General features: G+C 67.1%; 13 protein-coding genes. 11 read left to right on the top strand and 2 right to left on the bottom strand.

Translation table 11 applies throughout. From position 1 onward, the window contains the following. Positions 1-10 precede the first annotated feature (10 nt). Both G4G00_RS04280 and G4G00_RS04275 read left to right on the top strand, forming a co-directional pair. The gene (locus G4G00_RS04280) at positions 11-1,360 is read left to right on the top strand and encodes a metallophosphoesterase family protein (RefSeq protein ID WP_240336081.1); all 1,350 of its coding nucleotides are present in this window, start codon (positions 11-13) and stop codon (positions 1,358-1,360) included. A gap of 10 nt (positions 1,361-1,370) precedes the next feature. After that, positions 1,371-1,985 carry an inorganic diphosphatase gene (locus G4G00_RS04275; protein WP_108752805.1) on the top strand — a complete coding sequence of 205 codons (615 nt, stop codon included), beginning with the start codon at positions 1,371-1,373 and terminating at the stop codon, positions 1,983-1,985. Positions 1,986-2,004: 19 nt separating this feature from the next. Here the strand turns inward: G4G00_RS04275 and G4G00_RS04270 are convergent, their stop codons facing one another. Further along, positions 2,005-2,589 carry a hypothetical protein gene (locus G4G00_RS04270; RefSeq protein WP_164271472.1) on the bottom strand — a complete coding sequence of 195 codons (585 nt, stop codon included), beginning with the start codon at positions 2,587-2,589 and terminating at the stop codon, positions 2,005-2,007. Positions 2,590-2,694: 105 nt separating this feature from the next. Between G4G00_RS04270 and G4G00_RS04265 the strand changes: the two genes are divergently transcribed. Together G4G00_RS04265 and G4G00_RS04260 are read left to right on the top strand one after the other, a co-directional pair. Continuing rightward, positions 2,695-4,110 carry a deoxyribodipyrimidine photo-lyase gene (locus tag G4G00_RS04265; protein WP_164271557.1) on the top strand — a complete coding sequence of 472 codons (1,416 nt, stop codon included), beginning with the start codon at positions 2,695-2,697 and terminating at the stop codon, positions 4,108-4,110. Positions 4,111-4,249: 139 nt separating this feature from the next. Then, a complete protein-coding gene (locus G4G00_RS04260; RefSeq protein WP_108749307.1) occupies positions 4,250-4,945 on the top strand; it encodes an OmpA family protein in 696 nt (231 codons plus the stop codon). 207 nt (positions 4,946-5,152) lie between these two features. Here G4G00_RS04260 and G4G00_RS04255 read toward each other — a convergent pair whose 3' ends face one another. Then, entirely contained in the window at positions 5,153-6,181 is a 1,029-nt protein-coding gene (locus G4G00_RS04255; protein ID WP_108749308.1) for a LysR family transcriptional regulator, read from the bottom strand. 146 nt (positions 6,182-6,327) lie between these two features. Here G4G00_RS04255 and G4G00_RS04250 point away from each other — a divergent pair, with 146 nt between their 5' ends. The 7 genes from G4G00_RS04250 (at position 6,328) to G4G00_RS04220 (ending at position 14,557) form a co-directional block, all read left to right on the top strand. After that, complete coding sequence (locus tag G4G00_RS04250; RefSeq protein ID WP_164271469.1) at positions 6,328-6,555, top strand: hypothetical protein; 228 nt, start codon at positions 6,328-6,330, stop codon at positions 6,553-6,555. Further along, entirely contained in the window at positions 6,552-7,322 is a 771-nt protein-coding gene (locus G4G00_RS04245) for an SDR family NAD(P)-dependent oxidoreductase (protein ID WP_108752808.1), read from the top strand. The genes G4G00_RS04250 and G4G00_RS04245 overlap by 4 nt, the downstream gene beginning before the upstream one ends. Before the next feature lie 86 nt (positions 7,323-7,408). Continuing rightward, positions 7,409-8,632, top strand: a complete 1,224-nt coding sequence (locus G4G00_RS04240) for an efflux RND transporter periplasmic adaptor subunit (RefSeq protein ID WP_164271466.1) — start codon at positions 7,409-7,411, stop codon at positions 8,630-8,632. A gap of 112 nt (positions 8,633-8,744) precedes the next feature. Next, positions 8,745-11,915: a multidrug efflux RND transporter permease subunit gene (locus tag G4G00_RS04235; protein WP_108752810.1), complete on the top strand. Its 3,171-nt coding sequence runs from the start codon at positions 8,745-8,747 to the stop codon at positions 11,913-11,915. A 66-nt stretch (positions 11,916-11,981) separates the two neighbouring features. Beyond that, positions 11,982-12,719, top strand: coding sequence for an SDR family oxidoreductase (locus tag G4G00_RS04230; protein WP_164271463.1), 738 nt, complete (start codon positions 11,982-11,984; stop codon positions 12,717-12,719). Then, positions 12,713-14,128 carry an efflux transporter outer membrane subunit gene (locus G4G00_RS04225; RefSeq protein WP_164271461.1) on the top strand — a complete coding sequence of 472 codons (1,416 nt, stop codon included), beginning with the start codon at positions 12,713-12,715 and terminating at the stop codon, positions 14,126-14,128. Before G4G00_RS04230 ends, G4G00_RS04225 begins: the two co-directional genes overlap by 7 nt. Positions 14,129-14,293: 165 nt before the next feature. Further along, complete coding sequence (locus G4G00_RS04220) at positions 14,294-14,557, top strand: hypothetical protein (protein WP_108749314.1); 264 nt, start codon at positions 14,294-14,296, stop codon at positions 14,555-14,557. Positions 14,558-14,566 lie beyond the last annotated feature (9 nt).

Here is a 14,566-nt window from a genome sequence, read left to right as displayed (position 1 = left end):
CGGTCGTTGCATGCGCGCACTGACTGTCGCCCTGTTGCTGGCCGCGCCGCTGCTGGCGGGCGCGGCAGCCGAGCCCAATACCCAGGTTCCGCAGGGCAGCCGCCACTACGCGGCCACGCCACTGCCGGACCGCATCGTGGCATCGCCTTCGGCCGATCCGGCGCACGCATTCGCGGTGGCCTGGCGTACCGACGGCAGCGTGCAGTCGCCGCTGCTGGAAGTGGCAGTGGCCGGTGATTCGCCGGCCATCGAGGGCGTGCGCCAGCTGCGTGCGAGCACGCAGACGCTGCAGAGCGAGAACGGCCTGTCCCACCACCACCGCGTGCAGGTGGAAGGGCTGCAGCCGGATACGCTGTATGTCTACCGCGTGCAGGGCAATGGCGGCTGGAGTGCATGGAACCAGCTGCGCACCGCAGGTACAGCGGGACAGCCGCTGACCCTGCTGTACTTCGGTGATACCCAGAACAAGAACCTGAGCCATGTCAGCCGCGTGGTGCGTGCCGCGCAGAAGGCCGCGCCCGATGCACGGATCAGCCTGTTCGCCGGCGACCTGGTCAGCGGTGGCGACGGCGCCGACGATAGCGAGTGGGGCGAATGGTTCGCCGCCACCGGCTGGCTGGCGCAGGAAACGCTGGTGGCGTCGGCCATCGGCAACCACGAATACTTCGAGGAATTCGAAGACACGCCGCAGGAACGCCGTGTGCTGGGCCGCCACTGGCCGGTCACCTTCGCGCTGCCGGGCAACGGTGTGGCAGCGGCCGATACCAGCACCTACTGGTTCGACGTGCAGGACGTGCGCGTGGTGGTGCTCGATGGCACCTCGGCGCTGGACCTGGGCACCGCACAGGCGCAGGCGCAGTGGCTGGACACCGTACTGAGCAGCAACCCGCGCGCGTGGACGATCGTCCTGCTGCACCAGCCGTTCTATTCGCCGCGCGAAGGCCGCCAGAACGCCGCACTGCAGGAGGTGCTGCAGCCGGTGATCCGTCGCCACAAGGTGGATCTGGTGCTGCAGGGCCATGACCACACCTATGGCCGTCGTGGCGAAGGCCAGGCGGCTACGCCGCAGTACGTGGTGACCGTGGCCGGGCCGAAGCAGTACCGGCTGTCGGACGAGGCGAAACAGACCATGGACCCGGTGGCCGAAGACACCCAGCTGTTCCAGGTGCTGCGCGTTGATCCGCAGAAGCTGCGTTACGAAGCCCGCACGGTCACCGGCCGTCTGTACGACGCCTTCGAACTGCGCCGCGCTGCCGATGGCAGCACGCAGAAGGTGGAGCTGCAGCAGGGGCGCATCACCCCGCGTGCATGCCCGCGTGCGCAGACTGCCAAGGGTCGCGCTGACCGCTGCTGGGAATGAGGAACCAACGATGATCGCATCCCGACGTTTCGTGCCGGTGGCCGCCCTCGCCGCAGCCGTGCTGCTGGTGGCAGGGGCTGCCACCGCTGCCGAAGCCGTACTGCACCCGTTCCTGGCCGCGCAGCCGAAGCAGGCCCCGCAGGAAGTGAACCTGGCGGTGGAGATCCCCGCCGGCAGCTTCACCAAGTACGAGATCAAGGAAGACGGGCTGGTCCATGTGGACCGGTTCCAGTCGATGCCGGTGGCCTATCCGGCCAACTATGGTTCGATGCCGCGCACCCTGGCCGGTGACAACGACCCGCTGGACGCCCTGGTGCTGACCCGCGAGCCGCTGCATCCTGGCGTGATCGTGCGCTTCCGTCCGATCGGCTACCTGAAGATGATCGACAACGGTGAGCATGACGAAAAGGTGATCGGCGTGCCCACCGACAAGGTGGACCCCAGCTACGCCAACATCCGCGACCTGGCCGATCTGCCCGAGATCGAGCGGCAGCGCATCGAAGCCTTCTTCCGTGTCTACAAAGACCTGCCCGCCGGGCGCAATCCGGTGCAGCTCAATGGCTGGGGCAACGCGGCCGAGGCCCGGGCGGTGATCAGCGAGGCGATGCAGCGTTTCGAAAAGTAGATCCACGCCATGCGTGGATTCAGCCCTGCAGCGTCTCGATGAACGACTCGGCCTGCAGGCGGTCGCCCAGCACCTGGGCCACCGCCTGCACGGCTGTCTCCTGGTGCTCGGCGCGGATGCCGCCCTCGTCGTCATCGTTGTAGAGATCATCGCCGGCTTGCAGATACACCGCACCGGCGGCGGCCAGCGCGGCCATCAGGGTCCGCAGGTCATCCAGGAACACACCGGCGTCCCAGTGCCCGCGCCCATGCTGGGCAAACAGAATGCGGCCATCGTCCATGTCCAGGATGAAGGGGTCGGCGCCAAGGTCGGCAATCACCAGCCAGTTCGAAGGCCAGTCCTCGATCGGTTCGCCGCTGATGCCATGCCAGCGATAACCGGCCTGGTGGCTCCACAGGCGCTGCAACGGTGGAATCCAGACCTCAAGCCCGGGAATGGTGATGCCGGCATGGCCGACCTTGGCATTGATCTCGCGGCCCAGGGGCCCGACCTGCGCGTAGAAGCGGGCCACGACCGGCGGCAGCGGGAACGGTCCCTGCCAATGGTTTTCATCCTGCGCCTGCAACGGCCCAAACACGGTGAACCGGTCACGTAGATCCTGCATGCAACGTTCCACTGGCGGGCGGGCTAGCCTAGCAGACCGCGCCGCGCGCACGGCCTTCACTGTCGCTGGCTATCATGTGCGGCACTCAGAACGAAGGCGATGCACGTGTCGGTAGCGTTGGTATGGTTCCGCCGCGATCTGCGGCTGCAGGACAATCCGGCCCTGCAGGCCGCACGCGATGCCGGGCATGACGTGGTGCCGGTCTACATCCATGCGCCGCAGGAAGAGGGCGAGTGGATGCCGGGTGCCGCGTCCGATGCCTGGCGCCACCGTTCGCTGGCGGCGCTGGATGCCGATCTGCGTGCGCGCGGTTCCGCACTGGTGCTGCGCGCCGGCGACAGCCTGGCCGAACTGCAGGCGCTGATCGAGCAGACCGGCGCCGAAGCGGTGTACTGGAACCGCAAGTACGAGCCGGCCACCCAGCCGCGTGATGCCACCATCAAGCGCACGCTGCGCGAGCAGGGCATCGATGCGCAGAGCTGCAATGGCAGCCTGTTGTTCGAACCGTGGGATATCGCCACCCAGCAGGGCCAGCCGTACAAGGTGTTCACCCCGTACTGGCGCAACGTGCTCAGCCACTGGCGCCTACCCGCGCTGCAGGCCGCGCCGCAGCGACTGCCGGCGCACGCAGTACAAGGTCTTGCGCTGGACGCGCTGCAGCTGGCGCCCACGCTGGACTGGGACAGCGGCTTCTGGGAGCACTGGCAGCCGGGCGAAGCCGGTGCGCTGGAAGCGCTGTCGGTGTTCGAAGATGGCGCGCTGCGTGGCTACCGCGAGCAGCGTGACCTGCCTGATCGCGTGGGCACCTCGCGCATGTCGCCGCACCTGCATTTCGGTGAGATCGCACCGTGGCGCATCGCCCACGCGCTGGAGGCCCTGCGCAGCGCCGGCACCGACGCCGATATCGATGGCTACCTGCGCCAGCTGGGCTGGCGCGACTTCGCTTACCACCTGCTGCACCACTTCCCGAAGACGCCCACCGACAATCTCAATCCGCGTTTCGACCGCTTCCCGTGGGCCAATCCCAGCGCCGCGCAGCTGCACGACTGGCAGCGTGGCAACACCGGCGTGCCGATCGTCGATGCCGGCCTGCGCGAACTGTGGCACACCGGCTACATGCACAACCGCGTGCGCATGATCGTGGCCAGCTACCTGTGCAAGCACCTGCGCGCGCATTGGCTGCACGGCGCACGCTGGTTCTGGGACACTCTGGTCGATGCGGACCTGGCCAACAACACGATGGGCTGGCAGTGGGTGGCCGGCACCGGTGCCGATGCGGCGCCGTACTTCCGCGTGTTCAACCCGGTCACCCAGGCCGAGAAATTCGATCCGCAGGCGCGCTATATCAGCCGCTGGGTACCGGAACTGGCGGCGCTGCCGGTGAAGGCGCGCTTTGCCCCGTGGCAGCACCCGCAACTGCTGGCCGAGAAAGCGCCCGGCTACCCGCGCACGCCGCTGGTCGACCTGGCGGTCGGTCGCGATGCCGCGCTGGCCGCCTACCGAAGCACGGGCGGGGCGTAAAGAGGCTGGATGAAGGCCGGGTCAGAAAGCTGAATGCAGCACGTCCGGCCTTCACATTCATCATCCCGGCATCGCGCCGGCGTGTATATCCTCCTGAGCGTTCGCACGCCGCATCGGCCGGCATCCAAGGAGACCACCCATGATCCGCAACACCACCCGCAACGTCGCACTGGCCCTGATGACTGCCGCCGCGCTGAGTGCGTGCGCCACCGGCGGCTCCTACGTGCAGAGCGATCAGTACGGCAATCCGACCGAGCAGCAGAACCGCACCGGTCGTGGCGCGCTGATCGGCACCGCCGTGGGTGTGGCGGCCGGCCTGCTGACCGGCAACAGCGCCACCGAACGCCGCCAGCATGCCTTGATCGGCGCGGGCATCGGCGCGCTCAGCGGCGCCGCCATCGGCAACTACCAGGACCGCCAGGAACGCGCGCTGCGTGAGCGCACCGCCAACACCGGCATCGACGTGCAGCGCCAGGGCGACAACATCACCCTGAACCTGCCCGATGGCATCACCTTCGATTTCGGCAAGTCGGCGCTGAAGCCGCAGTTCTACAGCTCGCTCAACGGTGTTGCCAGCACGCTGAACGAGTACAACCAGACCATGATCGAAGTGGTCGGCCATACCGACAGCATCGGCAGCGATGCGGTGAACAACCGCCTGTCGAAGGAACGTGCCGATTCGGTGGCGCAGTACCTGGTAGGCCAGGGCGTGCAGCAGGTGCGTATCGAAACTCTGGGTGCCGGCAAGGCCTACCCGATTGCCGACAACAGCACCGACGCCGGCCGCGCGCAGAACCGCCGCGTGGAAATCCGCGTGATTCCGTTGAAGCAGTAACGCGCAGCGTTACTGCTGTTCCGGCGAAGCCGGAACAAAAATGCCGCCCTTACAGGCGGCATTTTTTGTAGGTGCCGAGCCATGCTCGGCACACCCTGGAGCCCACCGGCCCCGGCTGCGGGTAGGTGCCGACCTTGGTCGGCACGCTTCGAAGCAGTCGAGCATGGCTCGACTCTACAAAAGGCGGTCCAGGATGACGACCACCCGTCACGCCGCGGCCGTCACCTTCTCCAGAATCCGCTTGCCGCTGCTTTCCAGCGCGGCGTCTTCCTTCTCCTGCTGCCGTTGCGCCAGCTTCGCGGCCGGGCACTGGGCCAGCATGTAGTTGGCATCGAAGTTGAGCTTTTCCACCAGGAAATCGACGAAGGCGCGTACCTTCGGCGACACCAGGCGGCCGCCGGCGAACACCGCATTGAAGTCCACTTCCGGGCCGGTCCAGCCGGCCAGCACGCGGCGCACCATGCCCGATTCAACGAAGGGCTTGGCCATCACATCGCCGGTCAGCAGCAGCCCTTCGCCGCACACCAGCGCACCATTGAGCGCCGACATGTCGTTGGCGGTCATCAGCGGGGTGACCGGGAAGTCGCGCAGCTCGCCGCCGTTCTCGCCCAGCTGCCAGGTGAAGCGCGGCGAATTACCGGTGTGGTGCGGCTTGCGCATCGCCAGGATGCGGTGGAACTGCAGTTCTTCCGGGTGCAGCGGTTCGCCATAACGTTCAATGTAGGCCGGGCTGGCGAACACCTGGGTGCGCAGGCTGCCCAGCTTGCGGGCCACCAGGTTGGAATCGGGCAGGGCACCCACGCGCAGGGCCAGGTCGGCTTCGCCTGCAATCAGGTCCAGCTTCTCGTTGCCCATGTGCATGTCCAGGCGGATTTCCGGGTACTGCGCATGGAACTGGCCCAGCAGCGGTGCGATCCAGGTGATGCCGATCGAGTAGGGCACGGTGAAACGCAGCCAGCCACGCGGGCCCGACTGCAACTGGCTGACCGCGCTCTCGGCTTCTTCCAGTTCGCGCGCGATGCGCTGGCAGTGCTCGTGGTAGATCGAACCGGCTTCGGTCAGGCCGAGGCGGCGCGTGGTCCGGTGCAGCAGGCGCGCGCCCAGGCGCGTTTCCAGCTCCTGCACCTTGCGGCTGACCGTGGTCTTGGGCAGGCCGAGCGACTTGGCGGCGGCGATGAAGCTGCCTTGCTCGACCACCTTGACGAAGATCAGGGTTTCATTGAGATCGTGGGACATGATCGGGATCCTGGACGCCGGGGACGGGGATATCGTGACAGAACGATTGGACCGGAGACGGGATGATTATTCCCCTTAATCCGGACTAATCAAGTAAAGGTTTGAGGTCTATCGTGGCGCCATTCGTTGATTGGAGCCCGTCCGCCATGAGCCTGCGCAACATTCTTGCCCGCTTCCGGCTTGCCGGCCAGGACACCCTGAACCAGGCGATGACCGTGGAAGTCCGCCCGAGTTCCTTGGTACACAAGGATTTCCGGGAGTTTACCGCGCCCCTGCGTCAGCAGCGTGGCGGTTCCATCCGCCTGGCCCCGCGCCAGGGGGATCGCCTGCGTCGAATTGGGACTATCCCGGATTTGGGAGGAAATGTCCCGTGAATGGGATTCTGACCCCCGAGGTCCTGGTCCTCGGCGGCACCGGCGCGGTCGGCCAGGGCGTGGTCGGTGCGCTGCTGGAGGCCGGTAGCCCGGTGCTGGTGGTCGGCCGCGATCCCGGCCGCCTGGCAGCACTGCACGAACAGTTCGCCGATGAGCCGGGCCTGCAGACGATGCTCGGCTCGCTCAGCGACGATGCGTCGGCGCGCACCGTGGCCGAGCGCGTGGCGCAGCGCCCGCGTCCGCTGGCCGCCGTGGTGGCGGCCATGGGCGGCCCGTACAACCGTGGCCGGGTTACGGCGCGCAGCGGTGACGCGCTGCTGGGCGCGCTGCAGGCCGACCTGATGCCGCACGTGCACGCCGCGCGCCATCTGTTGCCGCTGCTGCAGGACAACCCGCACGCGCGCCGCTATGTGCTGATCGGCAGTCCGGCCGGTGCCAAGCCATGGGCCGGCTACGGCGAAACCTCCATCACCACCGCAGCGCTGCGCATGTACGCGCAGGTGGTGCACCAGGAAGCGCAGGCGATGGGCGTGCGCGCGCAGATGCTGGAGGTCGGCAATCCGGTCTGTACCCCCAGCAATGCGGCCAACGCCTGCATCGAATGGCCCAGCTCGCTGCTGGTTGGCCGCCGCGTGGTGTCCCTGCTCGACGGCTGCCGCGACAACCGCGCCATCGTCCGCTGTGACAGCAGTGATGCCGAACTGCCGCGCGGTCTGTTGAACCTGGACCTGCCACCGCTGTGGCGCGACACCGCAGGCGTTGCTTGACCTCAACCAACGTTGAGGTCGCAGGCTACGCCGCCAGAAAACGAACACGTCACCGAACCACCACCCCTTCCGTACGGATGCATGCCATGACTTCCCCCAACACCCCTCCACACCGTATCGGTCATCGCCTGGCGATGGCCGGTGTCTCCATTCTTGCCGCGGCGGTGCTGGCCGCCTGCAGTGGCGGTCATGCCGAAGAGGCCGGTGCACCGCCGCCGCCGCAGGTCAGCGCCGCGCCGGTACTGGTCAAGCAGGTCAGCCAGTGGGACGAATTCAGCGGCCGCGTTGAAGCCGTGCAGAGCGTCGAGCTGCGTCCGCGCGTGTCCGGCTACATCGACAAGGTCAACTATGTCGAAGGCGAAGAGGTGAAGAAGGGCGCTGTCCTGTTCACCATCGACGCCCGCAGCTACCAGGCCGAGTACGATCGCGCCGCCGCCGAACTGGCCCGCGCCCGCACCCAGGCCAGCCTGGCGCGCAGCGAATCCGAGCGCGCCAAGCGCTTGGCCGAACAGCAGGCCATTTCCACCGAAACCGCCGAACAGCGTCGCGCTGCTGCGGACCAGTCCGGCGCCGCCGTGCAGGCTGCACAGGCCGCACTGGATGCGGCACGCCTGAACCTGGAGTTCACCAAGGTGCGTGCACCCATCGATGGCCGTGCCGGCCGCGCGATGGTCACCGCCGGCAACCTGGTGACCGCCGGCGACAGCGCCAGCGTGCTGACCACGCTGGTGTCGCTGGACACGGTGTTCGTCTACTTCGATGCCGACGAAAGCACCTTCCTGCGCTACACCCAGATGGCCCGCAACGGCCAGCGCCCGAGCGAGCGCGACAGCGAACTGCCGGTGAAGGTCGGCCTGTCCGGCGAAGACGGCTACCCGCACAGCGGCAAGGTCGATTTCCTCGACAACCAGGTCACCCGCAGCACCGGCACCATCCGCGTGCGTGCGCTGCTGGACAATGCAGACCGCCAGTTCACCCCGGGCCTGTTCGCGCGTGTGCAGCTGCTGGGCAGCGGCCAGTTCGAAGCCCGCCTGATCGATGACAAGGCAGTGCTGACCGACCAGGACCGCAAGTACGTGTACGTGGTCGACAAGGACGGCAAGGCGCAGCGGCGCGATGTCCGCCTGGGCCGCACCGCCGAAGGCCTGCGCATCGTCGAAGACGGTCTGGCCGCCGGTGACAAGGTGATCATCGACGGCGTGCAGAAGGTCTTCATGCCGGGCATGCCGGTGCAGGCCAAGGCGGTGGCGATGCAGCCGCAACCGGCCCCCGCACCGGGCCGCGATGCGACCGCCGCACTGAAGCACTGATTCGCGTTTCCCTCTAGCTGCCGGCGCCTGCGGCAGCCGTCCCTGCCTTCGTCATTTCGACGAGGGGCAGGGTGGCTGTTGCCCGTCGGCGGCATTTCCCAGGAATTCCTCCATGGACTTTTCCCGTTTCTTCATCGACAGGCCGATCTTCGCGGCGGTGCTGTCGATCGTGATCTTCGCCGCTGGCCTGATCTCGATCCCCATCCTGCCGATCGGCGAGTACCCCGAAGTGGTGCCGCCCTCGGTGGTCGTGCGCACGGTCTACCCGGGCGCCAACCCCAAGGTCATTGCTGAAACCGTGGCCACCCCGCTGGAAGAAGCGATCAACGGCGTCGAGGGCATGATGTACCTCAAGTCGGTGGCCGGTTCGGACGGCGTGCTGCAGATGACCATCACCTTCCGCCCGGGCACCGACCCGGACGAAGCGGCGGTGAAGGTGCAGAACCGCGTGGCCCAGGCGCAGGCGCGCCTGCCCGAAGACGTGCGCCGGCAGGGCGTGACCACGCAGAAGCAGTCGCCCACCTTCCTGATGGTGGTGCACCTGACCTCGCCCAATGGCAAGTACGACACGCTGTACCTGCGCAACTACGCTCGCCTGCACGTGAAGGACGCGCTGGCACGCATCCAGGGCGTGGGTGATGCGCAGATCTTCGGTGGCGGTGACTACGCCATGCGCGCCTGGCTGGACCCGGACAAGGTGGCCGCGCGCGGCCTGACCGCCAGCGACGTGGTGGCCGCCATGCGCGAACAGAACGTGCAGGTCTCGGCCGGCCAGCTCGGTGCCGAACCGCTGCCCAACAGCCAGTTCCTGACCCTGATCAACGCGCAGGGCCGACTGAAGAGCGAGCAGGAATTCGGCGACATCGTGCTCAAGAGCGGCACCGATGGCGAAATCGTGCGCCTGTCCGATGTGGCCCGCCTGGAACTGGGCGCCGGCGATTACACCCTGCGTTCGCAGCTGGATGGCAAGAACGCGGTAGGCATCGGCATCTTCCAGTCGCCCGGCGCCAACGCGCTGGAAATCCGTGATGCTGTGATCGGCACCATGGACGAGATGCAGAAGACGTTCCCGGCCGACGTGAAGTACGAAGCGGTGTATGACACCACCATCTTCGTGCGCGATTCGATCAAGGCCGTGGTGTCCACGCTGCTGGAAGCCATCGCCCTGGTGGTGCTGGTGGTGATCCTGTTCCTGCAGACCTGGCGCGCGTCGATCATTCCGCTGATCGCCGTGCCGGTGTCGGTGGTGGGTACGTTCGCTGCGCTGTACCTGCTGGGCTTCTCGATCAACACGCTCAGCCTGTTCGGTCTGGTGCTGGCGATCGGCATCGTGGTGGACGATGCGATCGTGGTCGTGGAAAACGTTGAACGCAACATCGAAGAAGGCCTGTCGCCCACCGCGGCGGCGCACCAGGCCATGCGCGAAGTGTCCGGGCCGATCATCGCTATTGCGCTGGTGCTGTGCGCGGTGTTCGTGCCGATGGCCTTCCTGTCCGGTGTCACCGGCCAGTTTTACAAGCAGTTTGCCGTCACCATCGCCATCTCCACGGTCATCTCGGCCATCAACTCGCTCACCCTGTCGCCGGCGCTGGCCGCGCGCCTGCTGAAGCCGCACGGTGCGCCCAAGGACGCCCCGAGCCGCCTGATCGACCGTCTGTTCGGCTGGGTGTTCCGCCCGTTCAACCGCTTCTTCAAGTCCAGCTCGGAAAAGTACGAGCGTGGCGTTTCGAAGATCCTCGGCCGTCGTGGTGCGGTGTTCGTGGTCTACGCGATCCTGCTGGTGGGTACCGGTGTGATCTTCAAGCTGGTGCCGCCGGGCTTCATTCCCACCCAGGACAAGCTGTACCTGATTGCCGGTGTGAAGCTCCCGGAAGGCTCGTCGATCGCGCGTACCGATGAAATGCTGCGCAAGGTCGCCAAGATCGCCCAGGAAACCGATGGCGTGGCCCACACCATCTCGTTCCCGGGTCTGAACGCGCTGCAGTTCACCAACACGCCCAACACCGGCGTGGCCTTCATCCCGCTCAAGCCGTTCAACGAGCGCCACGGCCGTACCGCCGCGCAGATCAATGCCGAGATCAACCAGAAGATCGCCGGCCTGCAGGAAGGCTTCGCGTTCTCGATGATGCCGCCGCCGATCCTCGGCCTGGGCAACGGCAACGGCTACCAGATGTTCATCGAAGACCGCGGCAACCTGGGCTATGGCGCCCTGCAGAATGCGGTGCAGTCGATGCAGGGTGCAGTGGCACAGACCCCGGGCATGGCGTTCCCGATCACCAGCTACCAGGCCAACGTGCCGCAGCTGGATGCGGAAGTTGACCGGGTGAAGGCCAAGGCGCAGGGCGTGCAGCTCACCGAGCTGTTCGACACCCTGCAGACCTACCTGGGCTCGGCCTACGTGAACGACTTCAACCAGTTCGGCCGTACTTGGCAGGTGATCGCCCAGGCCGATGGTCCGTTCCGTGAAAGCGTGGAAGACATCGGCAAGCTGCGTACCCGCAACGACCGTGGCGAGATGGTGCCGATCGGTTCGATGGTCACCGTGAAGCAGACCTACGGCCCGGACCCGGTGCTGCGCTTCAACGGCTACCCGGCCGCCGACCTGGCCGGTGAAGCCGACCCGCGCGTGCTGTCCTCGGCCGAAGCCATGAACAAGCTGACCGAGATCGCCGGCAAGGTGCTGCCGGTGGGCATGACCACCGAATGGACCGACCTGAGCTACCAGCAGGCAACCCAGGGCAAGGCCGCCTTCATCGTCTTCCCGGTGGCGATCATGCTGGCCTTCCTGGTGCTGGCTGCGCTGTACGAAAGCTGGTCGCTGCCGCTGGCGGTGATCCTGATCGTACCGATGACCCTGCTGTCGGCCCTGTTCGGCGTGTGGCTGACCGGCGGTGACAACAACGTGTTCGTGCAGGTGGGCCTGGTGGTGCTGATGGGCCTGGCGTGCAAGAACGCGATCCTGATCGTCGAGTTCGCCCGCGAGCTGGAAATGGGCGGCAAGGGCATTGTCGAGGCCGCCCTGGAAGCCTGCCGCCTGCGCCTGCGCCCGATCGTGATGACCTCCATCGCCTTCATCGCCGGCACCGTGCCGCTGGTGCTGTCGCATGGCGCAGGTGCCGAGGTACGCTCGGTTACCGGCATCACTGTGTTCGCCGGCATGCTGGGCGTGACCCTGTTCGGCCTGTTCCTGACCCCCGTGTTCTACGTCGCCCTGCGCAAGTTCGTCACCCGCAACGGCGGTGGCCAGCTGGTGCAGCACGGCGAACCGACCATCCATCACTGACCTGGAAAACAGCGGTTGCGCCGGCCCGGTGCCGGCGCCCGCTTTCCCCTATCGAGGCATGACCCCATGAACACCCATCAGAACAAGATTGCCCTGGTTACCGGCGCCACCCGCGGCATCGGCCTGGAAACCGTGCGCCAGCTGGCGCAGGCCGGCGTGCACACGCTGCTGGCCGGTCGCAAGCGCGAAACGGCGGTGGAACAGGCGTTGCAGCTGCAGGCCGAAGGCCTGTCCGTGGAGGCCATCCAGCTGGACGTGACCGATGCGGCCAGCATTGCCGAAGCCGCCGAACAGGTGCGCCAGCGCCACGGTCGCCTGGACATCCTGGTGAACAACGCCGGCATCATGATCGAGAACCCGGCGCAGGCACCGTCCGAGCAGTCGCTCGATACCTGGCGCCGCACCTTCGACACCAACGTGTATGCACTGGTGGCCGTTACCCAGGCCTTCCTGCCGCTGGTCAAGCAGGCCAAGTCGGGCCGCATCGTCAACGTGTCCAGCATGCTCGGCTCGCAGACCCTGCATGCCGACCCGAACTCGGGCATCTACGATTTCAAGATTCCCGCCTACAACGCCTCCAAGGCGGCGGTGAACAGCTGGACCCTGGCCCTGGCCTACGAGCTGCGCAACACGCCGATCAAGGTCAACACCGTGCACCCCGGTTACGTGAAGACCGACATGAACGGTGGCAACGGCGAAATCGAAATCAGCGAAGGCGCGCGTTCCAGCGTGGAAATGGCGTTGATCGGCGAGGCCGGCGCCAGCGGCAGCTTCACCTACCTGGGCGAGGTGCTGCCGTGGTGATCCGTACCTTGGCCGCCGCCGTGTCCAGCCTGGTGCTGGCCGGCTGCGTAACCGTCGGCCCCAACTACAAGGCACCGATGCAGGAACCGGTGGCCCTGCAGAGCGCGCAGCAGACGGTGTTCAGCACGGCCGCGCCGGTGGCCAGCTGGTGGGCGCAGTTCGACGATCCGGTGCTGGAAGAGCTGGTGCACGGCGCCCTGTCGGACAACCTGGACCTGCGCGTGGCCGTGGCCCGCGTCAGCCAGGCCCGCGCAGTGTTCGTGGAAAGCCGCTTCGACCAGGCCCCGCATGTCACCGCCGGTGGCAGCTACGACCGCCGCAAGCAGCCCGATGCACAGCAGGGCGGCGAGCGGGTGTTCAGCGAAAGCTACCAGCTGGGCTTCGATGCCGGCTGGGAACTGGACCTGTTCGGTCGCAAGCGCCGTGCCGCCGAAGCCGCGCGTGCCGACCTGGGCGCCGAGCAGGCCAACCTGGCCGACGCGCAGGTGCTGGTGGCGGCCGAGGTGGCGCGCAACTACTTCGAACTGCGTGGCACCCAGAAGCGCATCGCGGTGGCCCAGCACACGCTGGAAAACCTGCGCGATACGCAGAAGCTGACCGAAGCACGCTGGGAATTGGGCGCCGGCAGCGAACTGGACGTGCAGAGCAGCCGTGCGCGCCTGAAGGCGATCGAGGCCGACATTCCGCTGCTGGAAGTGGCCGAGGCACAGTCGCGCAATCGCCTGGCCGTACTGCTGGGCCAGCGCCCGGAAGTGCTGACCGCGATGCTGGCCCCGCATGACGTGCCGGCATTCGCCAAGGCGCTGCCGCTGGGCGATACCCGCGAGCTGCTGCGCCAGCGTGCCGACGTGCGCATGGCCGAACGCCGCCTGGCTGCTGCCACTGCCCGGGTCGGCGTGGCCACCGCCGATCTGTTCCCACGCCTGTCGCTGTCCGGCTTCGTCGGTTTCCTCGGCGGCGATGCCAGCGGCCTGGTCAACGGCAACAACAAGGCGTGGTCGCTCACCCCGTCGATCAGCTGGGCTGCATTCGACTTCGGCACGGTGAAGGCGCGCCTGCGTGCCAGCAAGGCCGAAGCCGAAGGCGTGGCGGCGCAGTACGAACAGGCGGTGCTGCTGGCCCTGGAAGACACCGAAAACGCGCTGACCCGCTATTCCAAGCAGCAGGCGCGTCTGGCGATCGTGGTCGAGCAGGCGCAGGCGGCACGACGTGCCGAATCGCTGGCGCAGATCCGCTTCCGCGAAGGTTCGGAAGACTTCCTGACCCTGCTGGATGCGCAGCGCACCCAGTTGGCCGCCGACGATGCGCTGGCCGCAGCCGAGGCGGAAGTGAATGTCAGCGTGGTCGGTGTCTACAAGGCACTGGGCGGTTGGGGCCAGGCGCCGCAACCGGCGGTGGCCAGCCGCTGACAGCAGGCAAGGGCATCACGTCGTATCCAGCGTGGCTGGCGGCGTGATGCCCGCGCGCTGCACGGTCTGGCGGCAACGCCTGTCGGCGCCATGTCGTTTCTGACTCTGCCGGAATCTGCCTGCGCGGTGTACCTAGTGGGACACCCCCCCCAGCAAGGACCGGCGATGCGTGACGAGAAGCGATCCACCCAGCGGATGCTGTTTGGCGATCCCGGCCTGCCTGGGGCAGGGCTGTCGGTGGCGGTGGTGGTGCTGATGGTGCTGGCCGCGCTGACCGGCGCAGTGGGTTTCATGCGGCTGCCCGATTCCATGCTCGGCGTCGGCCTGATCTGCGTGGCCCTGTTCCTGGCGGTAGCCGCACGCATCTTCCAGGCGCGCGACCAGCACCAGGCGCTGTTCCGCCTGTTGGACAAGCGCCCCCCGCCCTGAGCAGGGGGC

This window comes from Stenotrophomonas sp. B1-1 (assembly GCF_010894375.1).
Lineage (GTDB): Bacteria > Pseudomonadota > Gammaproteobacteria > Xanthomonadales > Xanthomonadaceae > Stenotrophomonas.
The sequence above is the reverse complement of the archived record's forward strand: the minus strand, read 5'-3'. Positions and strand labels throughout refer to the sequence as shown.

What these genes read in the sequence shown, in the direction of transcription:
- G4G00_RS04280 (WP_240336081.1), top strand. Translation starts at nt 11, where the DNA reads ATGCGCGCACTGACTGTCGCCCTGTTGCTGGCCGCGCCGCTGCTGGCG.
- G4G00_RS04275 (WP_108752805.1), top strand. Translation starts at nt 1,371, where the DNA reads ATGATCGCATCCCGACGTTTCGTGCCGGTGGCCGCCCTCGCCGCAGCC.
- G4G00_RS04270 (WP_164271472.1), bottom strand. Translation starts at nt 2,589, where the DNA reads ATGCAGGATCTACGTGACCGGTTCACCGTGTTTGGGCCGTTGCAGGCG.
- G4G00_RS04260 (WP_108749307.1), top strand. Translation starts at nt 4,250, where the DNA reads ATGATCCGCAACACCACCCGCAACGTCGCACTGGCCCTGATGACTGCC.
- G4G00_RS04255 (WP_108749308.1), bottom strand. Translation starts at nt 6,181, where the DNA reads ATGTCCCACGATCTCAATGAAACCCTGATCTTCGTCAAGGTGGTCGAG.
- G4G00_RS04250 (WP_164271469.1), top strand. Translation starts at nt 6,328, where the DNA reads ATGAGCCTGCGCAACATTCTTGCCCGCTTCCGGCTTGCCGGCCAGGAC.
- G4G00_RS04240 (WP_164271466.1), top strand. Translation starts at nt 7,409, where the DNA reads ATGACTTCCCCCAACACCCCTCCACACCGTATCGGTCATCGCCTGGCG.
- G4G00_RS04235 (WP_108752810.1), top strand. Translation starts at nt 8,745, where the DNA reads ATGGACTTTTCCCGTTTCTTCATCGACAGGCCGATCTTCGCGGCGGTG.
- G4G00_RS04230 (WP_164271463.1), top strand. Translation starts at nt 11,982, where the DNA reads ATGAACACCCATCAGAACAAGATTGCCCTGGTTACCGGCGCCACCCGC.
- G4G00_RS04220 (WP_108749314.1), top strand. Translation starts at nt 14,294, where the DNA reads ATGCGTGACGAGAAGCGATCCACCCAGCGGATGCTGTTTGGCGATCCC.